This window comes from Paraeggerthella sp., assembly GCF_048427265.1.
Taxonomy (GTDB): domain Bacteria; phylum Actinomycetota; class Coriobacteriia; order Coriobacteriales; family Eggerthellaceae; genus Paraeggerthella; species Paraeggerthella hominis.
Map to the genome: position 1 here is coordinate 26,473 of NZ_DBFOSR010000031.1, position 22,622 is coordinate 49,094.

At 61.2% G+C, this 22,622-nt stretch carries 13 protein-coding genes; 4 read left to right on the forward strand and 9 right to left on the reverse strand.

Annotated elements, in window-relative coordinates:
* Positions 1–1,058: 1,058 nt before the first annotated feature.
* Both ACMNI9_RS03285 and ACMNI9_RS03290 read right to left on the reverse strand, forming a co-directional pair.
* A complete protein-coding gene (locus ACMNI9_RS03285; protein ID WP_418830851.1) occupies positions 1,059–2,639 on the reverse strand; it encodes a hydantoinase/oxoprolinase N-terminal domain-containing protein in 1,581 nt (526 codons plus the stop codon).
* Positions 2,639–3,757 carry a DUF917 domain-containing protein gene (locus ACMNI9_RS03290; protein ID WP_216529159.1) on the reverse strand — a complete coding sequence of 373 codons (1,119 nt, stop codon included), beginning with the start codon at positions 3,755–3,757 and terminating at the stop codon, positions 2,639–2,641. The genes ACMNI9_RS03285 and ACMNI9_RS03290 overlap by 1 nt, the downstream gene beginning before the upstream one ends.
* A 496-nt stretch (positions 3,758–4,253) precedes the next feature.
* Here ACMNI9_RS03290 and ACMNI9_RS03295 point away from each other — a divergent pair, with 496 nt between their 5' ends.
* The 3 genes from ACMNI9_RS03295 to ACMNI9_RS03305 all read left to right on the forward strand — a co-directional run bounded on the left by ACMNI9_RS03295 (position 4,254) and on the right by ACMNI9_RS03305 (position 6,957).
* On the forward strand, positions 4,254–5,219 hold the full coding sequence (locus ACMNI9_RS03295) for a DUF1177 domain-containing protein (RefSeq protein WP_216529158.1): 966 nt from the start codon (positions 4,254–4,256) through the stop codon (positions 5,217–5,219).
* 175 nt (positions 5,220–5,394) lie between these two features.
* Positions 5,395–6,357 (forward strand): aminopeptidase, encoded by a 963-nt coding sequence (locus tag ACMNI9_RS03300; protein ID WP_418830854.1) that lies wholly within the window; start codon positions 5,395–5,397, stop codon positions 6,355–6,357.
* A 78-nt stretch (positions 6,358–6,435) separates the two neighbouring features.
* Complete coding sequence (locus ACMNI9_RS03305) at positions 6,436–6,957, forward strand: gamma carbonic anhydrase family protein (RefSeq protein WP_216529156.1); 522 nt, start codon at positions 6,436–6,438, stop codon at positions 6,955–6,957.
* Between the two features lie 145 nt (positions 6,958–7,102).
* Here ACMNI9_RS03305 and ACMNI9_RS03310 read toward each other — a convergent pair whose 3' ends face one another.
* The gene (locus ACMNI9_RS03310; RefSeq protein ID WP_225749611.1) at positions 7,103–7,609 is read right to left on the reverse strand and encodes a nitroreductase family protein; all 507 of its coding nucleotides are present in this window, start codon (positions 7,607–7,609) and stop codon (positions 7,103–7,105) included.
* Positions 7,610–7,715: 106 nt separating this feature from the next.
* Here ACMNI9_RS03310 and ACMNI9_RS03315 point away from each other — a divergent pair, with 106 nt between their 5' ends.
* On the forward strand, positions 7,716–9,647 hold the full coding sequence (locus ACMNI9_RS03315) for a bifunctional metallophosphatase/5'-nucleotidase (RefSeq protein WP_418830856.1): 1,932 nt from the start codon (positions 7,716–7,718) through the stop codon (positions 9,645–9,647).
* Positions 9,648–9,869: 222 nt separating this feature from the next.
* On the opposite strand, the gene htpG is transcribed toward ACMNI9_RS03315, so the two are convergent.
* The 6 genes from htpG to ACMNI9_RS03345 all read right to left on the reverse strand — a co-directional run bounded on the left by htpG (position 9,870) and on the right by ACMNI9_RS03345 (position 22,606).
* A complete protein-coding gene (gene htpG / locus ACMNI9_RS03320; protein WP_216529153.1) occupies positions 9,870–11,825 on the reverse strand; it encodes a molecular chaperone HtpG in 1,956 nt (651 codons plus the stop codon).
* A gap of 180 nt (positions 11,826–12,005) precedes the next feature.
* A complete protein-coding gene (locus ACMNI9_RS03325) occupies positions 12,006–16,307 on the reverse strand; it encodes an EAL domain-containing protein (protein WP_418830858.1) in 4,302 nt (1,433 codons plus the stop codon).
* Positions 16,308–16,432: 125 nt separating this feature from the next.
* A complete protein-coding gene (locus ACMNI9_RS03330) occupies positions 16,433–18,301 on the reverse strand; it encodes an MFS transporter (RefSeq protein WP_418830860.1) in 1,869 nt (622 codons plus the stop codon).
* Between the two features lie 67 nt (positions 18,302–18,368).
* Positions 18,369–19,283, reverse strand: coding sequence for an SGNH/GDSL hydrolase family protein (locus tag ACMNI9_RS03335; protein ID WP_418830862.1), 915 nt, complete (start codon positions 19,281–19,283; stop codon positions 18,369–18,371).
* 826 nt (positions 19,284–20,109) lie between these two features.
* Positions 20,110–21,036: a PfkB family carbohydrate kinase gene (locus ACMNI9_RS03340; RefSeq protein WP_225749617.1), complete on the reverse strand. Its 927-nt coding sequence runs from the start codon at positions 21,034–21,036 to the stop codon at positions 20,110–20,112.
* Between the two features lie 169 nt (positions 21,037–21,205).
* Positions 21,206–22,606, reverse strand: a complete 1,401-nt coding sequence (locus ACMNI9_RS03345; protein WP_418830863.1) for an APC family permease — start codon at positions 22,604–22,606, stop codon at positions 21,206–21,208.
* Between the last annotated feature and the right edge of the window lie 16 nt (positions 22,607–22,622).

A 22,622-nucleotide genomic window follows, 5' to 3' on the forward strand; every position in this document is an offset into this window, starting at 1 on the left:
CCAGTCGCCGAAAACGGCGGCATCTGAGCAAGTTTCGTCTATACTTTGCGGTATCGATTCCTATGGCTTGGATCGGTCAGGGGGGTAAGCCGGTTCGTCTCCGGGAAGGTGTGGCGCTGCTACGCCATGCCTTCAACCCCTTTCTCTAGGCAGTCCGAATACAACATGGCCGGGGCCCTGCAAGGGCGCACGCGACCAAGGCATGCCTTCTCAAGCTATAAAAATGAAGAGTTTCGTTGCGGATGCTTCGCCGTAGTTAGCGGACGAGCAAGAAACGCGATGGGTTTGCAGAAGCGGAGCGAACAAAGCGGTTTCCTTCGGAAGCGTGAAACGCGAGAAGAACGCTTTGAACTGTCGGGGGCAACCTTTACGGTTCCAGGCCCATTTGCTCATGAGCATGCCCATCTTGGCTTGCCGTAAGCGATGGTTACGCTTGATATGCGACTTGACATCAAGAACAAACATATCAGTCCCCTAGAACGTTGCCCAGAGTCGAGGCCCGTTGCCTCGATCGATGGGTCATATAGTATCTTCCGACACATAATACGTCAACGCAGAATTTTATGTTCTTAAAAATATGTAGTAACTAAAGTATCGGCAGAATACAGGGTGCGGGAAGGGGCGATAAACACAGGGGCGGGGCCGATGCGCCCTTTGACCCGGCTCCGATTCCCCCTGCTTGCGCCGCTTCGTCGAGGTTCTGTCAAAACGAACGAGTTTTGCTGGTCCTCAAATCAGGATAAATACAGCAAGCAGCGCTCTGACCAGTCATGATGAAAAACACCCCTTGGCAACCTGCCCGCGAGAGGCGGAAAATCGCCGCAAAACTCGTCCGTTTTGACAGGATTGAAAAGCCCTGCGGCCAGATCGTCTCTGGCGTGCGACCGGCAAGGCCAACGAGGCTGGCCGGGCTGCCGTTTCAGACGGGCGCCTTAACCGGCGCCGCAGCGCAAGCATCGATGAACGCAGGGGCGGGGCCGATGCGCCACCGGTCCCGCCCCTGCGTTTGAGAAGGCTCCGCGCACAGGCGGCGAAGCCTTCTTCGATATGAAAAGAGCCTACAGCATCAAATCGCCGACAGCCTTCACGCGGATGCACAGCGCATCGCCCAGGTACGCCATGGGAATGTCCTCCACGTCGACCACTTCCACGGTGCTGGGGTTGGCGCCCGCCTCGATGGCTTCGTCGCATGCGCGCTGCTTCGATTCGGCAATCGCCTGGTCACGCGGCGTTTCGGACAGCGAGAACACCTTGGCTATCTGGCCGGACACCTGCGCGATGGCCGAGCCCACGGCATTCGCCACACCGAAGTTCTCCGGGCGCAGCACCTGGCCCGCGCCCTCAAGCTCTTCGGGCGAAAGAATGGAGCCGCCGCCCACCAGGATGACGGTCACGTCGCCGGCAGAGGTCTTCATGGCGTCCACGGCGTCTTCGATGATGCGCTTGATCTCCACGTACGCCGCATCCACCAACGCGGCATCCAAGTGCGCCACCTTCGCAGGGTCGCCCACGCCATCAGCCAGCCCCTTGGCCACCACGATGTCGGTAGCGGTCAGCGTCTGCCCGCCGAAGCACAGCGCTTCGCGCGTCACCTTGTAGCCCACGCTGTCGGGGCCCACGGTCACGCGGCCGTCGTCCAGCTGTCGCACCAGCGAGCCGCCGCCCAAGCCCACGGACACCAGGTCGGGCATGCGGAAGTTCGTGCGCACGTCGCCAATCTCCACGGCCACCATGCTTTCGCGGGGGAAGCCATGTGCCAGCACGCCCACATCGGTGGTGGTACCGCCGATGTCCACCACTACGGCGTCCTTCTCCTGCGTCAGGAAGGATGCGCCGCGAATGGAGTTCGTAGGACCGCAGGCAATCGTGAAGATGGGATAGCGCTTGGCGTAGTCCACGGACATGAGCGTGCCGTCGTTCTGCCCCAGGTACACCGCCACGTCGGCCAAGCCCTCGGAAGCCAGCGCGGCCTCGAAGCTGTCGGCCGTCGTGCGCGCCACGTCGTAGAGCGCGGCGTTCAGGATGGACGCGTTCTCGCGCTCCAAGAAGCCGAGCGATCCGATTTCGGAAGACAGCGTAACGGGGAATTCCTCGCCCAGCTCCTCGCGCAGCACCGCCGCGGCACGCTTCTCGTGCGCGTCGGAAACGGGAGAGAACACGCTGGTCACCGCAACGGACTCGAAGCCTTCTTCGCGGACGACGCGCGCAACCTCGCGAATCTGGTCCTCGTTGAGGGGGCTGATCTCGCGACCGTCGAACTCGTTGCCGCCGTGCACCAAGAAGTCGCGCACGCGCATGGCGCTCTTCAGCTCGTCGGGCCAGTCGGCCATGCAGCTGATGGCCGTGGTGGCCGGCGCACCCACGCGCAAAGCGGCAACCTTGTTGAGGCGCTTGCGCTCGACGATGGCGTTCGTGCAATGCGTGGTGCCCAGCATGGCGAAGCCGATGTTCTGAGCGGCCTCCATGCCAACCTGCGAGATCACTTCGTGCATGGCCGCAACGATGCCGCTCATGACGTCTTCGGTGGTGGGACTTTTGGTGGCGGCGACCAGCTTCAGGTCGCCGTCGATGATAACCGCGTCGGTGTTCGTGCCGCCGACGTCGATGCCCAAGCGCCACGTGCGCAACTGACCTGCCATTATGCCTGCACCCCCTGGATTTTCGTCGCCTGAGCCGCCGCTACGCGCTCCTCAAGCGGCACGTAGTCGATGTCGTAGCCGAACGCGCGCGGGCCCACTACGGCCAGGCCTTCGGGCGTGCGCCACTGCGGAGCGCACGGCATGCCCACCACAACCACGCGAGCGCCGTACTTGAGGCCTTCCGTGGTAACGGGCGCACCGGACTCCATGTCCAGCGACATGATAAGGTCGGGCGACGTGGTGACCGGCTGGCCGTCGCGCAACGCAATAAGGTTCTCGTTTTGGAACTCGATGATCAGCTGGCTGCCCTTGTCCTCGTCCAGGCCGTCCACGATGGCGCGCCCGCGCACGAACATGCCGTCGGTCTTGCGCTCCACATCCACCACTTTGCCGCGGAACAGGCGGAAGCCCTTGGTCACGCGCAACACGGCGTCAATGGGATCAGCGTGCTGCTCGCGCGCTTCGCGCATGGTGCGGCCGATTTCCTCGCACAGCGTGGGGGTGTCGGGAATGCAGAAGTCTTTGAGCTGCTTGCCCGTGCACGGGTACGAGGCCAAGATGGTGTAGCCGCCCATAACCGACGTGGCCTGGCGCGCGATGCGCTCGAGCCAGCGATCGTCGATGCCGCGCACCGTAACGGTGTTGCCCTTCTCGTCAGCGAGCACCGCCGGCTGGCCTTTCACGCCGTTGATGCCCAGCGTGGTCATTTGCAGTTCGGGAAACGCGCGCCCCATGAGGTCGCAGTCCACCACGGGAATCTGACGCGTCGCGCCCAGGATGAACGGGATGGTCGAGTTCACGCCGCCCGCTTCGACGGCGTAGATGGCGTAGGGCTCTTGCCCCAGCTCGTTGACCAGCTCGTCGTAGGTGGCCATGGGCTCGGCGCCGCTGCAAATCTTCTCCACCATGATGGTGGGCGCGCCCATCATCTGCGAAACGCACACCACTGCGTCATCGGGAACCTCGTCAGGCGAGATAAGCTCCACCTCGCCGTACTTCTTGATAGCTTCGATGGCCATAAGCTTGCCAACATAGGGGTCGCCGCCCCCGCCAGCGCCAAGGACGGTTGCGCCAAGCGCCATGTCCTCGATCTCTTTGATGCCGATCTTCCTTCTCATGGTGCGTGAGCCCTTTCTCCGCGTAGCGTTGACATGACCAGTCTGTCATTCGGATTGTAATAGAGCAAGCCGGCAACGAACGCGTCGAACTTGCAAAGTGCCCAACAAAGCACCCGAACAAGCTGCGTTTTGCGCTTCATGCTAGGGTTTCGCGCACGGCGATGGCCTCCCCGGTTTGGCCCGGGTTTGCTTTTGTGCTTCCATTTTCGGCCAGCTCCTTGCAAGTTGCCCGCATTGCTTCCATACTTGCTGCATGCAACTTCGAGTACACCGTTCTTGCGCAGCCCACAAGCGCGATACCGCCAGCTCAAAGGGAATCGAGGGCTCGTCACGGCTGCTGTGCGGCATCGTGCCCACACACCAACAACCAGACCTAACAGGGCCCCGGCGACGACCGCGCCGGACGGCGGCCGCAGGAAACAGTACCGATTGACGCGCAGCCAACGCCAATCGGTATGCACCACAGTTTGCCAGACCAAGAAAACAAGGAGACGCCATGATCCTGAAGCAGCTGATAGAGCTCTACGACATACTGGACTCGCCTGCCGCAAGCGGGCAAGCCGCCGTCGAGTACCTGCGCAGCATCGATCCCGCTTGCGATGCGGAAACCTACGTGCTGGAAGGCCCCAAAGGCGCAACCGACATGGTACGCGTGCGCATTCCGGGCTCGCAGGGACGCGCCGCGGGCGGCGACGCCCCCACCATCGGACTGCTGGGCCGCCTGGGCGGGCTGGGCGCGCGACCGGAGCGCATCGGCTTCGTGTCGGACGGCGACGGCGCGCTGACGGCGCTGGCCTGCGCGGCGAAGCTGCTGTCCATGCATGCGCGCGGCGACGTGCTGCCCGGCGACGTGTTCGTATCGACCCACGTGTGCCCGCATGCTCCCACGTTCCCGCACGAGCCGGTGGCGTTCATGGGCTCGCCCGTGGCAACCGCCGACGTCAACCGCGAGGAAGTGGGCGGCGCCGACGCGCTGGACGCCGTGCTGGTGGTGGACACCACGAAGGGCAACCGCATCATGAACGATCGCGGGTTCATGATCTCCCCCACCGTCAAGCAGGGTTGCATCCTGCGCGTAAGCGAAGATCTGGTGTCGCTTGTCGAGATAGCAACCGGACGACGCGCCCGCACGTTCCCGCTGACCATGGCCGACATCACGCCGTACGGCAACGGGCTGTACCACCTGAACTCCATCCTGCAGCCGTGCACGGCAACCGATGCGCCCGTCGTAGGCGTTGCCATCACCACCGAAACGGCGGTGCCCGGTTGCGCGACCGGGGCCACGCACCTGACCGATCTGGACGAAGCGGGTTCGTTCATGATCGAGGCGGCCAAGGCCTTCGGCGCGGGCAAATGCTCCTTCTACGACGCCGACGAGTACGCCCGGTTCGTAGAACGCTACGGATCGATGGCGCACCTGCAGGGAATGGGCGCGCTGCCTGCCGTAGACCCGCAGGCGTAAACTCGCTGCAGCTAAAACGGATGCCCGCGAACGACAGCGCTTTCGAGCAAAGTCGCTTCGCGGGCATCGCCGCTTGCAAGCATCTTCGCCCGAAACGTACGCTTTCAGGCGTCAAACCGTACGTTTCGGGCGAAGATGCGAACGAACAGAGACGCATCAACTCGAAAGGCTGCTTATGAACCTGCAAGAACGCGCACAAACCATACTTTCGACGAACCTCGCGCTGGGCGAGGACGAAACGCTGCTGGTGGTGACCGACGACCCCACGCGCGAGGTGGGGCAGCTGTTCTACGACGCCGCCCGCGCGCTCGACCGCCGCGCGCTGCTCATGGTGATGCCCGAAGGACGCGTGACCGGCGAAGAGCCGCCCGTTGCCGTGGCCGCGGCAATGAAGACGGCGGACGTGGCGCTGTGCCCCACCGCGAAGTCGATCACCCACACCACGGCGCGCATCGAAGCCGCTGCCGCAGGAACGCGCGTGGTAACCATGCCCGGCGTTACCATGGACATGCTGCGCGACGGGGCCGCATGCGCCGACTACGCTGAAGTGGAGCGTCGGACGATGGCGCTGACCAAACGGTTGACGCATGCGAAAACGGCGCGCATCGAGAAGGACGGACACGTTCTGACCATGGACCTGAACGGGCGCAACGGCGTAGCCAGCCCCGGCGTGTACCGCACGCCGGGCGCAAGCGGCAACTTCCCCTCCGGCGAGGCGTACATCGCGCCGCTCGAAGGAGGCGCAAACGGCAGCGTGGTTATCGACGGGTCGATGGTGGGCATCGGCACGCTGGCCGAACCGCTGGTGGTGACCCTGGAGAACGGGCGGTTGGTGCAGGCGGAAGGCGGCGACGCAAACGGCGCCTACGCCGAGCAACTGAGCATCCTGTTCGCGCGCCCGGAGAACGGCACCATCGCCGAGCTGGGCATTGGCACGAACGAGCGCGCCAAACTCTGCGGCATCATTCTGGAGGATGAAAAGCTGTACGGCACCGTGCACGTCGCATTCGGCACGAACGCATCGTTTGGCGGCGTGACCAAGGCAGACTGCCATTACGACGGCATCGTGCTTCGCCCGACTCTGTATCTGGACGACGAGTGCGTCATCCGCGACGGCGAATTCTGCGAAATCATCTGATTCTTGCGATGCCCATCGGGCGCGGTTTCGGGACAATGCGGCAAACCGGAGACATCCGTCTGGCGAAAGGAACCGTACATGCTCGTTGAATTCAAGGGGATGGCCCCTGACGTAAGCCAAGCCTCCTACATCGCGCCGAACGCTGCGATCTGCGGAGACGTGACGCTCGGCGAAGGAAGCTCGGTGTGGTTCGGTGCGGCGATTCGCGGCGAGGTTGCCCCTATCCGTATCGGGAAGAACAGCAACGTGCAGGACAACGCCACGCTGCACAGCGACCACGACTGCCCCATCGTGCTGGGAGAACGCGTTTCGGTGGGACACAATGCCGTGGTTCACGGCGCCGTCATCGAAAACGACGTGACCGTGGGCATGCACGCAACGGTGCTGAACGGCGCCGTTATCGGGGCGGGATCGATGATCGCAGCCGGCGCGCTTGTGAAAGAACGTCAGGTTATCCCACCGTGCTCTTTGGTAGTGGGCGTTCCCGGCAAAGTGGTGCGCACGCTCGATGCCGAGGCGGTGGCGCGCAACGTAGCCCACTCGCAAGAGGCGTACATCGCAGATGCGCAGGAATACGCGCGCTCGCGCGTGGTGGAATAAACCGCTGCAGTCCCGTTCGGCCGCGCAGCCGAACGGGACAAGCGACCAGGGTCGAGGAGCAGTCGGTCGAGGAGCGGAAGGCCGATCCTTCGCCCTCGCCCTCGCCCTCCCGTTCCTCGACCGACTGCAGCGCCGTGCGACGGCGCTAGCTCAACCAGTGAACGCGAGACTCCTCGTAACGGTCGGCACCCTTCGCTGTGGGCGGTGCCGCAGGATGCCCCAGCGCAACAAGGGCAAACGGCTGAATGCCCTCCGGTGCGCCCACGATGTCCGCAACAGCCTTCATGGGCTCTTCATCAGGCGCAATACCCATCCATACCGCTCCTAGATCCATGTCGGCCACAGCAAGCAGCAAATTCTCAACCGCGGCGCCCATGTCCTGCACAGCCAGGTTAGGGAAGCGCAAGCCTTCGGTGCGCATGCAGGCAACAATGACGCACGGCGCCGCATCAGCCGGCTTCGCATACTTCGTGACCTGGGACAACCGAGAACGATGCTCGGCATCTCGCACCACGAAAAACTCCCAAGGCTGCTGGTTTCCGCCCGAGGGAGCGGCCATGGCAGCACGCAGGGCCGCCCGCACCTGATCGTCGGTCACCGCTTCGTCCGTAAATGCACGAACGCTCGCTCGCTTGTAAATCGCTTCAACCATAAGAGCCTCCCTTTCCAGGAATCGCTGATCGTTTCTGCTTCATACCCGCAGTATACTTACTCGCAGCGTTTTGGAGAACACGCGCTTCTCATGAATAGGGGGCACCATGGCCTATCCAATGACCCGTCGATCGTTCTGCGCTCTATCCGCCGTCGCACTTGCAACGCTGGGAATTCCCGGACGCGCGCTCGCCGACGAGATCGAAGCCGCCGCGGCACCCGGCCCCATCGTCATCGTCCATACGAACGACGTGCATTGCGCCGTGGACGAGAATCTGGGCTACGCGAAGCTGGCCGACTACGTGAAAACCGCACGCTCGACCTACGGAAGCGACAACGTCACGCTGGTCGACGCGGGCGATGCCGTGCAGGGCAAGGCCATGGGCACGCTCTCGAAGGGCGAGTACCTGATCGACATCATGAAACAGTGTCGCTACGATATGGCCATCCCAGGCAATCACGAGTTCGACTACGGAATGGACCAGTTCAACGTGCTGGTTTCGCGTGCAAAGGACGCATCGGACCCGCAGGCCGGGCCAATCCAGTACCTGTCGTGCAACTTCACCGACCTGCGCACGGGCAACCTCATGCTCGACCCGTACGCCATGCGCACGTACGAAACGTCCGCCGGGCAGAAGCGCGTGGCGTTCGTGGGCATTTGCACGCCCGAGTCGCTGACGAAATCTTCGCCCGCGCATTTCCAGGACCAAAGCGGCGCGTACGTCTACGGGTTTTGCGAAGACGACTCGGGTTCCAAGCTGTACGCAGCCGTGCAGAACGCCGTCAACGAAGCGCGCGAGGCCGGCGCGAACTACGTGGTTGCCATGGGGCACCTGGGACGCTCCGGCGTGACCCCGCGTTGGAGCAGCAGCAGCGTGGTGGCGAACACCTCCGGTATCGACGTGATGATCGACGGGCACTCTCACGAAGAGTACGTGGACACGCTGCTCAACAAGGACGGCGTTCCAGTGCTGGTCACGCAAACGGGAACCCAGCTTGAAAGCATCGGGCGAGTCATCATCGATCCCGCCGCCAACAGGATTGCAGCAAGCGCGGGCGCCTGCGCAGGCAAGCTGATAACGGCATGGGACGGCATCGACGCAGCAACGGCGGCGGTCGTCAACAACAAGAAAGCCCAGATAGAAGCGATAACGGGGCAGAAGGTAGGCTATTCGGACGTACGGCTTATCGCAACCGAAAGCGACAACTACACCTGGGCCGTTCGTCAGCGCGAGACGAACCTAGGCGATTTCGTGGCGGACGCGTACCTGGCCCTCGCCTGGCATGGCGGCATAATAGCCGAGGTGGCGCTTGTCAACGGCGGCGGCATCCGCGCGAACATCGAACCGGGAACGATCACGTACGGAGACGTTATCGACGTGCAGCCCTACAGCAACCAGCTCTGCTACATAGAAACCAAGGGCCAGAACATTCTGGATGCACTTGAAATGGGCGCGAGCAAGCTACCCGAAGGAAGCGGCGGATTCATGCAGACGTCTGGCGTAACCTACGCCGTGCGCACCGACGTGCCCTCGTCCATCGAGATCGACGACAAGGGAAGCTTCGTGCGCGTGGCCGGAGAATACCGCGTGCGAGACGTGCTGGTGGACGGACGGCCGCTCGATACGGAAAGAACGTACAAGATGGTGTCGCACACCTATATGATCATGGAGGGCGGCGACGGCATGACCATGTTCAAGGCAGACGATCCCGTGCTGCTCGACGTGGACAACGCCGCATTGATCGAGTACCTGAAATACGACTTGAAAGGCGTCATCGGCAGCGAATACGCAAGCGAAGGCGGTCAGGGGCGCATTGCCATCAAGAACGGTCCCGATCCTGCACCCGAGCCAGAGCCCCAACCCCAGCCCGAACCGACGCCGGTGCCGGTGCCGACGGCCAAGCCCGATCCCAAGCCGCTCGCACGCACTGGCGACTCCGCCGAAGCCGTGGTCATTGGAGCCGCCGTGACGGCCGTTGCAGCAGGCGCCGTCGCCGTGAGCGCACGGGACAAGCTGGACGCACATCAGGAGCTGTAACGAGTGCGCCCTCGTTAACGCAGCACACCGCGCGGGCCGCTGTAGCGTCCCTGATTCGCACGTTCACGAGTCCCGAATGCGAACTGCCCCGCCGATTCGGCGGGGCAGTTTCAACGTGCAGGTTGCATGCGAGCTTTCTTGACCTGTCGCCCTGGCTGGCGCAGTGCGTCACGCGGGCCATAGCGTCGGCATGTTTCGGCGGTCGTCAACCGCCGAAACAAGTTAGGCCATAAGCTTCGTTACTGCGTTTGCGTAAGCCACGGGATCGTCGATGGGCATGCCCTCCACGATCAGCGCCTGGTTGTACAGGATGTCGGCGTAGAGCTTCACCTTATCGGCATCGCCGCCCGCCTGCGCTTCTTTCAGCACCTCGAACACGGGGTGCTTCGCGTTGATCTCCAGCACGCGCTCGGATTTCGGGCCTTCGGCCCCATCGGGCATCTGAGCCATGATGCGCTCCATCTCAAGCGACACCGGACCCGCCGCCGTAATGCACGCGGGCGCATCACTCAAGCGCGACGACACGCTCACCTTCGTCACGGCATCGCCCAGAGCATCCTTCATGGCCGCGAACAGGGTCTCGTTCTCCTTGGCGGTTTCTTCGGCTTCCTTCTTCTCTTCCTCGGAGGCCAGATCCAAATCGCCCGAAGCCACGTTCTTGAGCTCCTTGGGGCCGGTGCCCTCGATGGGCTTGTCGTCGGCGTCAAGCTCGGGCTCGGGACCGTACGCCATCATCGACTGGAAGCAGAACTCGTCCACGTCGCGCGTGCACAGCAGCACGTCGTAGCCCTTCTCGAGCACCGTCTTCACGATGGGCATCTTGCCCAAGCGCTCGATGCTCTCGCCCGCAGCGTAGTAGATAGCCTTCTGATCAGCCGGTGCGGCTTCCAGGTACTCGTCAAGCGTGACCAGTTTCTGCTGCTTGGCGGAGTAGAACAGCAGCAGCTCGGCCAGCTCGTCCTTCAACATGCCGTAGCTCGTGTAAATGCCGAATTCCAAGCCGCGACCGAAATCCTCGAAGAACTTCTCGTACGCCTCGCGGTCGTTGTCGCGCATCTTCTTGAGCTCGGAGGTGATCTTCTTCTCGATCTTCTTGGCAATGGCGCGCAGCTGGCTGTTGTGCTGCAACGTCTCGCGCGAAATGTTGAGCGTCAGGTCCTGGCTGTCCACCACGCCGCGCACGAAGTTGTAATGGTCAGGCAAAAGCTCCTCGCACTTCTCCATGATGAGCACGTTGGAGCTGTACAGGGCCAGGCCCTTCTTGAAGTCCTTGCTGTACAGGTCGTACGGAGCGCGGCCCGGAATGAACAGCAGCGCGTCGTAGCTGAGCGCGCCCTCGGCATGAATGCTGAACGTACGCGCCGGGTCGGAGAAGTCGTGGAAGTCGGTCTTGTAGAACTCGTTGTACTCCTCGTCGGTAACTTCGGAGGCGCGGCGCTTCCAAATGGGAATCATCGAGTTGATGGTTTCGACCTCGGTGTAATCCTCGTACTCGGGCGTGTAGTCGTCACCCGCATCCTCGGGCTTCGGCTTCTCGCGCGTCTTGGAAACTTCCATCTGCACGGGGTAGCGCACGTAATTGCTGTAGCGCTTGATCAGGTTCTTCAAGCCGTACTCGGACAGGAACGTATCGTAGTTGTCGTCGTCGGTGTTGTCCTTGAGCGTAAGGATGACGTCGGTGCCGTGCCCGTCGCGCTGCGCCTCGGAAATGCTGTAGCCCTCAACGCCGTCGCTTTCCCAAGCCCACGCTTCGTCGCTGCCGTACGCTTTCGAAACCACGCGCACGCTCTTGGCCACCATGAAAGCGGAGTAGAAACCCACGCCGAACTGGCCGATGATGTCCACATCCTCGCCCTGCACCTCGGCATTATCGGCCTTGAAGGCCATGCTGTCGGAATGAGCGATAGTGCCCAGATTGAGATCCAGGTCGTCCTTGGTCATGCCCAAGCCGCTGTCGCTGACGGTAACGGTGCGCGCATCCTTGTCGAACGACACCTGAATGCGCAGCTCGTCCTTGCTCAGCTGGATATCTTTGTCGGTAAGGCTTTTGAAGTACAGCTTATCCACCGCGTCGGACGCATTCGAAATAAGCTCGCGAAGGAATATCTCGCGGTTCGTGTAAATGGAGTTAATCATGAGGTCGAGCAGTTTCTTGCTCTCTGTCTTGAACTTGCGCATGGTCGGCATCGCTCCCTTTCGTTTCGTCGTCTGTCATGCAAAGGGCCAAGCTGCCAACCGTCTTCGCGCATGGAAGCATCCTGATTTAGCAGTCTCAGCCTTCGAGTGCTAAATCAGGATTGTAAACCGACCTCGAAAGATGTCAAGCGCATCGCACAATACTCCGCAGTTGCTCCTCGATCATTCGGCAAGTTCGCAACGGATGCTTTTCATATCGGGCGAATACCCCGCACATGAGCGCTTTCCGTTCATCTTGGCCGAGAACAGCGCCTCATCGGCCTTCCGATACAGCTCGTCGAACGAAGCGCCCTCCTGCGGCGCCAAAACATACCCCGCCGAAGCCGAGAACAAGAAGGTACGGCCATCCGTCACGCGACGAACCTCCATCGCGCGCAAAGCCCGGTCAAGGGCGTTCTCGAGCGACGCAACGTCAACGTCCTCGCACCACACCAAGAACTCATCGCCGCCCATGCGGCACACGATGTTATCGGGGAACACGGCTTGCAACGATTTGGCCATGTGCGTGATGACTTCGTCTCCGTAAGCGTGGCCGAACACGTCGTTGGCCAGCTTGAAGGAATCCAAATCCAGCATGACCAGCGCGCACGGCAGCTCGTTCAACGACCCTTCGCGCACAGCACGCAGACGACCCTCTATCTTGGGAATGGCGGACTGCCGATTGCGCAGCCCCGTCAGCGCATCCGTTTCCGCCATCTTAGCCAACTGCCCGCTCTGCTCCTTCAGCTGCCGCAGCGCCTCGACGTTCGCCTTGCTGCGCAAGGACTCGTTTCGACGGTCGGTCACGTCAAGGTAGTACCCCACAGCGCGAATGGGCCGACCTCGGTCGTCGCGCACGGTCTCGCACGCGGTCTCCAGCCAGATGGTGGTTTCGCCGTCAAGCTCGAACGGCGCCTCGAACGACAAGCGGGCATGATCCCGCGCAGCGTAAACGCGACGGAAAAAGTTGGTGAACACCTGCCGATATCCAGGAGGAACGTAACGGAACGGAAGGTCTTCAAGGTCGAACCCTTCAACTATCATCAGGCTCTCCTCTATGCGACCGACATGGCCCAACACCCGATCGACCACCTCGCTTCGAGAAAGCACCAGTCGATTGTTCTCCATATCCCAATCCCAAATTTTCACGCCAGCCTGGCTCAAAACGCCCTCGAGCTTTCGTTGGGCAAGCCAAAGCTCTTGCTGGCGGTCTTTGATTTCGGTCACATCGGTGCACAAGCACAAGGCCGTATGCTTCGCCGGCAGCATCTCGACCCGGCGCGCTTCAATGTGCATCCAAACGTCTTCCTGCCCTGAGAATCGGGCTTTCGTAACGACAACAGCCTCTTCCCCGCATTCGATTTTATCAGCAATCAGGTCGACAAGGCGACGCTCGCCTTCCTCGGACCGAGCATACAGATGATCCAAGACAACCTTCTCGTACTGCTCGCAGGAAAGACCGTGCTTCCCCGACACCCCGCACGCCACCACGTGTGCGCGCACGCGTTCGCGGTCGGACCACGACAGCAGCACGATGTCGTTGGGCGTATGCTCCATCAAAATGCGCATCATGTTGCGAAGCTCAACCGTTTCGGTCACGTCGACCACAACGCCCTGCAAAAACGACGTTCCCTCGTACTCCAAAAAGCGGCTTTGATCAACCACCCAACGATACCCGCTTTTTGCTCGCATGCGATACTCCAAGGGGAACGGCTGCGCATCGCCCTCCTTCAAGGAGGCCACCCCCTTCAGAACGCGCTCGCGATCTTCGGGGTGGATCATATTCATGTACTTGTCATCGAACAGCTCCTTGATCTCTTCGTGCGTATAGCCGAACATCTCAAGAAAGCGATCGCTTATATACAAGAAGTCATGCGTGGGGCCGTCGAGGCAGCGATGGTATCCTCCGGGCATGTCTTCGTTCAAAAACGCCAGCTCGTCGTTGCGGCTCAGCAAAAATCGGTTGCGCTCCGCAAGATGCTGCTGAACCATCATCACTTCGGTGATGTCCGTGCACGCGCTGACAATGGCCATCCGCCCGTCCTCGGCCTCCACGACGCGCCCTTTGTCGATGGTCCAGAACCACGTTCCGTCCTTTTTGGTCATGCGATACGTTGTGGTGTACTCAAGGCCCACGTAGTATTCGGGGCCGATGTCGGCCACAACCGAGTCGAAATCGTCGGGATGGATGGTGTTGCCAACCTGCCAGTCAATGGATTCCGCCAGCTCTTCGTAGGAATCGTACCCCAGAAGGTCCACCATGGCCGCATTGGCGAAATACAGAGGGAAGCCCGGCTCGCAGTACCCGCCGATCAAGCCGCCCGGCGACATTTGAGCGGAAATGGACAAGGCGGTCTTGCGATTTTCTTCGGTCAGGTTCATCAGCGAGAAATCCGGCGAATTCGCGCCCGCCACCGCAGAAAGCGCGCGGCGCGAGGTTTCCAGCTGGCGCGCCTGCTGCTGCTCTTGAGTCACGTCCCTCAAAGACCCCAGGTAAAGCGCATGTCCGTCGCGCTCGCGCAAAAAAACTAGGCGCATTTGCAAATGAACGGTCTTTTCGCCAGCGCGCATGCGCCGCACCACGGCGGTAGCACCGTTCGGAACGCTTTGGCGAGCGCTTTCGAACGCCGCCACAATTTCATCCCAATCGGCCTCGTACGCCTGACGTGCGAAGCTATACCGCTGTTCGTGCAGGTCAACGGGGTCAATGCCCGTAAGCTGGCAATAGTGCTCGTTGGCGCTCAGCAATTCCACTTCGCCATCATGGAAGTCGTACAGCACCAAGGCGCCCATGATGTCGTCGAACATGGTTTTGCTCAGCATTTTGCTCTCAATCAAATCTCGAATGCTGAACTGGTCGATCGAATCGGCCTGCATACCGCGGAAATCGACGTTTCTCCGAGCAGCGATAAGCGGCTCGAACTCCTCTTTCGACATGGGACGGTAGAAGAAGTACCCCTGCCCGTACAAACATCCCATCTGCGCAAGCAACGCGCGTTGAGACTCGGTTTCGACCCCTTCCGCAATGACCTGCATATCCAGGAGCCTTGCCATGCCGATGATCGATTCCAGAATGCCGCGCCCCTTGCGGCTGCGCGCGTCCACAGCCTCAAGCAACTTCATGTCCAGTTTCAGAACATCGACGCTTACGTCTTTCAGCATGTTGAGCGACGAGTACCCGCTGCCGAAATCGTCCATGTGCACCGAAAGACCCAGATCGTGCAACCCATCGACGATAACCGCCATCAGATCGCAGTCTTCAACGTAGGCGCTTTCGGTAATTTCAACCGCTAGCAAGCGAGGGTCGATGCCGTATTTGCGGATCAGCTCCTCGAACATGGCAAGAACGTCCAACGCGTACAAATCCCGGCGCGACACATTGACGGAAATGGGAACGGGCGCGTGGCCCCTTTTCATCCATTCGCGAAGAGAGCAGCACACTTCTTCCCAAATGTGCAGGTCAAGAGTGGTAATTAGCCCATTTCGCTCCAACATGGGAATAAATCGATCAGGAGGAATCAGCCCCCGCTCGGGATGATCCCAGCGCACGAGCGCCTCAAGACCCACGATCTTTCCCGTAGTGATGTTGCACTTCGGCTGCGCGTAGAACGTAATCTCCCCGTTCGACAAGGCACGCTGAACCTCCAGCAAAAGGGAGTGATCGTCCTCGATCTCTCGCAGCATGCCCTCGTCGTACCATCGCGAGCGCTGCGCGTAGTCGCCTTTGACCGAAGCCAGCGCCAGCAACGCTCGATCGTACATCGTGCTTACGGGAAGCGACCGATCGTCAACAAGATACAAGCCGAAGGCCGGCAAAAACCCCATGCCCCGCCCATGCCGTAGCGTGCTTTGCGAAATACGGCCTTGCAAACCCTCGATCGCCTTGGGCGAACAGGGAATCAGCATGCAGAAATCGTCGCCGCGCAAGTATCCCGCCACTCCGTTTTGCTGCACCGACGCCTCCCTGAGCAACCTTCCCACTTCTTCGAGAAATCGGTCCCCGGCCTCTTCTCCATGCCATTCGTTGAACAGCTTGAAGTGCTCGATGTCGATGGCCATCAGGCAGTACGAGCGATTCGGGTGGGCGGCAAGGGCGTCGGCGACGGCGCGGAAAAATGCTGCGCGCGTGTACAAGCCGGTCAAAGAATCGATCGGCGGAGAATCGGGCACCCCTAAATCAGGCTTGTCGGTTTTGCGGCTCAAGAATATATGGCAATCGCCCGCACCGGGCCATTCGATATCGCTGACTTCCGTTTCCACCCAGCTTTGAAGCACCTGATTGTACAGAAGGCCCTTGTTGCTGTGATCGAGCAGCAACGGGCAATCGTGGCACGGCGCCGATTCGCCGCGCAAAGCGTGATAGCAGCACATTCCCCATTGCAAGCCAGGAAAAGACTCCGCAGCCTTATCGTTGAAATAGACGATGCGATAGTCGCCGTCGATTACATAGGCACTGGTTTCGACCTCTCCGAACGCTGCCCCCATGGGCGCACCACCTTTATCCAAGGAACGGGTGCCGGCCTTTGTCGGCTCCTGGTCTTTGCCTTCACGTGAGAATTATTGTACGACATATTCACACATAATAACAAAGCAGCCGAGAACCTTTGCCGCTACCGCACCGGCGCGGCCTGCAAAACCGTGTCCATGGCGTAGCGCAACACGTCAGAACGGTTGACGGTTCCCGCCACAAGGCCCTCGCTTACCACCGGGACCTTCTTCAGTCGGCGCGACGCCAGCAACGAACATGCCTCTTCGAGCGTGGCGTCGGCATCAAGCGCGATCAGCTTCTCCGTGGCTATCGTGCGCGCCGGCAGCAGCATGAGCTCGCGCAAGCGTTCGTCGATGCCCTGGTCGTTGGCTGCCTTCATAAGCGAGTACGCGCCCGTGACCACCGGATGACGGTCGGCAAGATAGCGCATGACGTCGCCGTCGGACACGAAGCCCACCGGATGCCCCGCCGCATCCACAAGAGGCAAGCCGCTCACCTTAAGATCCACGAACGCGCGCATGACCTGGCTTACCGTCGAATCGGCAGGCATCGTGTACGGATCGGGCTCCATCAGCAGGGCCAAGCACGGCACGGAATGCCCGATGCGCTCGGCAGTTCGCTTTCGCGCGGCGCGAGCGTACAGAAACGACAGCACGAACCCGGCTGCGGCCACCCCGCTTGCCACCAACATGGCCAGCGAAAACCCTTCGGCCGCAGCCTGGGACGCGCTCGCTCCCTGAGCGACGGCCGCAATCTGTCCCGTCGACATGATGCCAATGTAAAGGGACGGGCCAACGCATGCCGCAATTTGAACAACCGTGGTCATAAGAGCCACGCCAAACGGATTTTGCTGCGGCGGCAGCGTGCGCAAGCCCGCTGTTTGAGAAGGCGAGAACACGAAGCCAACCGCCACGTACATGAGCAGCGCGGCCGCGAACACAACGGGAATAGACAGCGTAGGCCCGGCCAGCGCCAAGGCGATGAACCCGAGGGCGATGGCACCGAAGCCTAACGGCAACAGGGGCCATTCGCCGCGCTTGTCCATAATGCGTCCGCCAAGCAGCGTCGTGCCCGCATTCGCCAGCACGGGAACCAGAATGACCAACCCCGCGGAAAGAGCAGTCATGCCGGCGGCGCCCTCGAAATACAGCGGAAGCAGCACGCTCATGGAGAACATGCTGATCATCGAGACGGTTGCCAGCAACAACGCGGGCCAGAAGGCTCGGTTTCTCAGCGGCTCAAGATCGATGAGCGGATGGCTGCAACGCAGCTGACGCACGACGAACGCCACCGACAGAAGAGCCGAAGCCGCCAGAGAGCCAAGCGCCAAAGGCACGTCGATAGTCAATTGCACCAACCCAAGCGAAAGCGCGGTTAGCAGCACGGCCGCAAGGACGACGGAAAGAACGTCAAGGTGAGCTTCGCTGGTTTCCAGGTTCTTCACGAAGCGAAGCCCTAGGCCGAACAGGATCGCCATCGCAACCATGGGAACCACGAAAATGCTGTGCCAGCCGAACGTCGTCACCAAAGCCCCGCATACCACCGGAGCCAAGGCAGGACCGAACGTGATGGTGCAGCCACCAATGGACAAATAGGTGCCCAGTTTGTTTTTGGGCGTAACGGTCACGATCGTGTTCATCATAAGAGGGATGAATATGCCCGTGCCCACCGCTTGCACCAAGCGCGCTGCGAACAGCATCTCGAACCCGTTCGCAACAAGCCCCATCGCAGAACCAGCGAAGCTCAAAGCCGATGCAGCGAAAAACAGCGTGCGCAAGTGGAAGCGTCGGTATAGAAACGCCATGCACATGACCACCACGGTGGCAACGATCATGTATCCCGTCACCAACCACTGGGCCGTCACGGAATCCACTCCGTAATCGGCCATGATGGATACGAGAGCCATGTTTACGAGGTTTTCATTGAACCCCGCAAGAAATGCTGCTCCGTATAAAACCAGCAGCAATAGAACAAGAGGTTTCCCTTGCATGAAGGAATATCCTTTCACTTTTTTGTTGTGAGGCGCGCCGCGAGCCGGACGCGTGCGCCGGGCAGCTCTATTCGCTGCGCGCTTCGTCGTCCCTTCGGCACACGCAAAGCCACTTGTTTCCCGTAGCTCCGGCGTATGTGCAACCGACGCAAGCGGGCTTCCGGCACGTCTCGAACGAGCGAGGAGCGCTGCCGAACGCGTCATCGACAAGAAGGCTCGAAGCGCGGCCTTCGAGCGAGCCGCCATCGCATGCTGCCATCGCATGCAAGACCATAAGGGCAAACTGCGCCATGCCGCGCTTTGTCGGGTGGGTCCCCTCAAGAGCTTCGTAATCGCGGCCCAAAGCGCGAACGTCGGCAACGCAGCATCCGTTCGATTCGGCGGCCAGGCGAATAGCGTCGTTATAGCGATCGAAATGAACGCCCCGCAACCGGTACGCGAACGTCGAATGGACAGAGCCCTCCATGCGACCGGGGCACAGCGTGCAGCACCACACTTTGGCCTGCGGATACGCAGCGCGCATACGAGCGAGCATCGCACTATACGCCTGGCCGAACCGCTCGGCCGCATCGGCAGAAGCCAGGCCCGCCTCGGCTTCCGGAATGGCGGACAGATCAAGCGTTGCTGGCAGGGCGTTTCCGCGGCCCGCAGCTTGGGCGGCCGGGCCGCCCCACCCGTAATCGTTGATGCCTATGAACACAAGGATCTCATCGGGCGCAACGCCGTCTTTCGCCAGCGCCGCAATGCGCTCAGCACTGTTTGCCGCAGGAAAACCCGCGCCCTCCACCATGCTTCCAGAGAACGAACCGTTGCTCAACAGCTCGCCGCCGCATTGCTCGATAACCTGCGCCCACCAGGTGTCCTCCACAAGGCGAACGCCGGTTGCGTCGCGACGCTCGTTCTCGTAGAACACGTCGAATCCTTCGGGGTTGCACCCCTCGAACGTGCTGATGGAGTCGCCCAGTACCGAAAACCGCTTCATATCACCCGCCATCTTTCCATGATCTCGTCTGGCGACCATGATACCGCAAGGCTCTTCGCCAAGCGCGAAAGGCAGGCGAACGAACCTGCAGCACATATATGCTGCAAGCCGAAAGCCACAAGCCGGTGCGAGCCGGATTGCCGTCGGGCCGCCGCGAGATCGGGTCGCGGCGGCGCGCGGGCTGCGGGATCGGGTTGCGAGGTCGGGTCGCAGCGTGCGCTGGCTGCGGGATCGGGTCGCGGCGACGCGCGGGCGAACGCGCAGCCGGGAAGCGCAGCAACGGGCGCCGAGCGAACGGCCTCAACGGGCGCCCGGACGAGCCCCGGACGCGTGGCACGCAGCCGGGGAGCGGGAGCGCGGCCCCAACAGGCGCCCGAACGCGCGGCCTCTCCAAACGCGCCCCAACGCACGGCTTCCCAGGCCGCGTCCCAACGTGCGACCCCAGCACGCGGCCTCTCCAGACGCGCCCAGGCCGGCTGCCTTTCGCTTTCGCGCGCACGCGCATCGCTCGGCGCCTTCTCCCAGCAAGCTTGCGCACGAAAAACCTCCATCGCTGGCAGGTTTTCACGGTTTGAGGTCGTTGAACCCCGCCGGACGGGCGCTCGCAAAAGAGCAGTGCAATAGCCCAAGGCCGCGACCAGGCAAAATAAAAAGCAAGCCTCATGACAGCAAGAACGACGCACCGCCCGACAACCCCTAAACGTCAAAACCTGCCAGCGATGGCGGTTTTTCGTGCGCACATCCCTTCGCGAGCGAACGCGAGACCCCGCAAGCGGAGCGCCGCCTTCATCGACGGCAACCTCGCGGCCGAATTGCAGGCGCGTCGCTACAGCGCCACGCCCAACCGAGCGAACGCCTCGTCAGAAAGCGTTGCACCCTCAACCGAGCATACGCCAGACGCCACCTTGTTCGCAAGCTCAAGCGATTCCTTCCACGAACGGCCCGCAGCGCGCGCAGCCGCAAGCGCGCCCAGATGAGCATCGCCCGCTCCCACGGTATCGGCCACGCGAACCGCCTCCGTTGCAACGTTGGCAAAACAAGCGTCCGGCCCTTCAAGCACAAAGGAGCCGGCAGCACCCGCCGTGATGACCACGGCGTTTTCGCAAGCTGCAGCCAGAACGCGAGCCGCATCTTCAAGCGTCGAGCAACCGGTGTACGCAAGGGCCTCCTGATCGTTCAGGTGCCAAATGGGGCGAAGCGCGTTGATGCGCGCGTGCTTCTCCGGCCCCACGCCCAAAATGCGCGGACCGGGCGCATAGAAGAACTGGATTTCGGGATGCTCTTCAAAGAACTCGATGATAGCGTTGCCGCCGGAACCCTCTATCTCGTATCCGCTGGCAAGACCGCACGAAACATGCGCAGCGTCGATGGCGTCGAACCACGACCGCTCGAAGTAGCGCTCGACGCCCGGCGAAGTGATCATCGTGCGCTGTCCATCAGGCTCGACCAAGCACGTGCAAGATCCGTTGTCGCGGCCTTTCACGCGCAACGGCGCCTGCAAGCCGCGCTGCGCAAGCGCACCTTCTACAAACCCTGCGTAGATACCCTCGCCCACGGGCGCAAACAAGGTGCAGTCGGCCCCCAACTGGCGCGCAGCGTTCGCAGAGTTGAACGCGCAGCCTCCCACGACGGCGCGCGACGACTCGACCACCACGCCTTCGCCCGAGGCTGGCAGCGCCGGTACGCAGCACACCACGTCCACCATAATGGCCCCCACCGCCAGAACCGCATTGCGCGCTTTCGAAGCCCCCATCGCTCCCCCTTCGCGTAGATCCGCCTTGATCAGCATAGTATACCGACACCCGCGCGAGCCGCTGCGCAGGCAAACGCAAAGCGCCGTCGCGCGCCAAGCGAACGCACCAACCCGAACGGCAATGCGGGCGACCCGAAGGCCGCCCGCTCAACAATCAATCGCCTGCGCGCTACACTTCCAGATGCTTAAACGCCTCCGGAACCTCCTTGTAGCCCTTCGATTTCACCGCGCCGATAATCAGGCCGATGACCATCCAGGAAATGCCCACCGCATAGGTGGTCCATTCAAAGCCGGTAAACACGTACCCTAGGATGAAAATGCCGATCCAGGGGCAAATCAGATACATCAACACGTCTTTGAACGACGTACGCTTCTTCTCTTTTACGAAGAAGAACCAGAACACCGCGAAGTTCAGCAAAATGAAGGATGCCAAGGCGCCAAAGTTCACGAAACCTGCCAGCGTACCCATGTAGTCCTGCAGCGGAAGGGCGAGGCACAGCGTAACAACACCCAAGAAGATGGAAGCAACCCACGGCGTCTTGAACTTGGGATGCACCTTGCCGAACACGCGCGGGATAACGCCGTCGCGGCCCATGGAGTACAGCAAGCGAGAAGAAGCCATTTGTGCGTTAATGATGTTCGCAATACCGACGGCAACAATGTTAACCAACAGCATGATCTTGTAGAACACCGGGCCGCCAACCAAGTAGACAGAATCGAAGAAGCCCATGTCAGGGTCGGTAGCCGCCCAGTCGGGCTGCACGATAGCGGCGATATAGGTCTGCGCCACGAACACGACGATGATGATGGAAAGCGCGATGATAATACCCCTACCGATGTTCTTTTCAGGCTCGCGCGTTTCCTCGGCCAACGTCGACATGCCGTCAAAGCCTAGGAACGAGAGTGCGGCAATGGAGATGCCTGCCGCGACAAAGTGAGCATCAACCTGTCCCGGCTGGTAAATGGGATCAAGCACGAAGCCACCCGCACCGCCGCCGCCCAGCACGAATTGCGTACCCAAAGCGATGAAAGCGACAACGGCCACAATCTCGACGATGAAGATGATCCAGTCGACGCCACGGTTCATTTGAATACCGCGAATGTTCACGAACGTGTTAAACGCGATGAACACCACGGCCCACAGCCACGCCGGGCTACCCGGAATGAGTGCGACGCCCCAGTTCATCACCATGACGATGAGCAACGACGGCACCAACACGTAGTCCAGCAGGATAAGCCAACCCGCGATGAAGCCCACATGGGGGTTCATGCCGCGCTGCACGTACGAATACACGGAACCTGCAATGGGAAACCGCTTCGACATACGCATGTAGCTCATGGCCGTGAACAAGATAGCCACGAAACCAATGATGTACACCAACGGCGTCATGCCGTGGCTGTTTTGCTGGATAGTGCCAAAGATGGACTGCGGCGCAATGATCACCATAAACAGGACGCCGTACAACACGACATCCCACAGACCCATGCCCCTTCGCAGTTCTTGCTTGTAGCCGAACTGCTCGATGCTCTCTCCGGACGCTTTCGCCGGAGAATCGGTTTGAGCCGACATAGTCGGTCCCCCTTAC

What these genes read in the sequence shown, in the direction of transcription:
- ACMNI9_RS03335 (WP_418830862.1), bottom strand. Translation starts at nt 19,283, where the DNA reads ATGAAGCGGTTTTCGGTACTGGGCGACTCCATCAGCACGTTCGAGGGG.
- ACMNI9_RS03310 (WP_225749611.1), bottom strand. Translation starts at nt 7,609, where the DNA reads ATGGTTGAAGCGATTTACAAGCGAGCGAGCGTTCGTGCATTTACGGAC.
- ACMNI9_RS03305 (WP_216529156.1), top strand. Translation starts at nt 6,436, where the DNA reads ATGCTCGTTGAATTCAAGGGGATGGCCCCTGACGTAAGCCAAGCCTCC.
- ACMNI9_RS03295 (WP_216529158.1), top strand. Translation starts at nt 4,254, where the DNA reads ATGATCCTGAAGCAGCTGATAGAGCTCTACGACATACTGGACTCGCCT.
- ACMNI9_RS03285 (WP_418830851.1), bottom strand. Translation starts at nt 2,639, where the DNA reads ATGGCAGGTCAGTTGCGCACGTGGCGCTTGGGCATCGACGTCGGCGGC.
- ACMNI9_RS03330 (WP_418830860.1), bottom strand. Translation starts at nt 18,301, where the DNA reads ATGCAAGGGAAACCTCTTGTTCTATTGCTGCTGGTTTTATACGGAGCA.
- ACMNI9_RS03315 (WP_418830856.1), top strand. Translation starts at nt 7,716, where the DNA reads ATGGCCTATCCAATGACCCGTCGATCGTTCTGCGCTCTATCCGCCGTC.
- ACMNI9_RS03290 (WP_216529159.1), bottom strand. Translation starts at nt 3,757, where the DNA reads ATGAGAAGGAAGATCGGCATCAAAGAGATCGAGGACATGGCGCTTGGC.
- ACMNI9_RS03300 (WP_418830854.1), top strand. Translation starts at nt 5,395, where the DNA reads ATGAACCTGCAAGAACGCGCACAAACCATACTTTCGACGAACCTCGCG.
- ACMNI9_RS03340 (WP_225749617.1), bottom strand. Translation starts at nt 21,036, where the DNA reads ATGGGGGCTTCGAAAGCGCGCAATGCGGTTCTGGCGGTGGGGGCCATT.
- ACMNI9_RS03345 (WP_418830863.1), bottom strand. Translation starts at nt 22,606, where the DNA reads ATGTCGGCTCAAACCGATTCTCCGGCGAAAGCGTCCGGAGAGAGCATC.
- ACMNI9_RS03325 (WP_418830858.1), bottom strand. Translation starts at nt 16,307, where the DNA reads ATGGGGGCAGCGTTCGGAGAGGTCGAAACCAGTGCCTATGTAATCGAC.
- htpG (WP_216529153.1), bottom strand. Translation starts at nt 11,825, where the DNA reads ATGCGCAAGTTCAAGACAGAGAGCAAGAAACTGCTCGACCTCATGATT.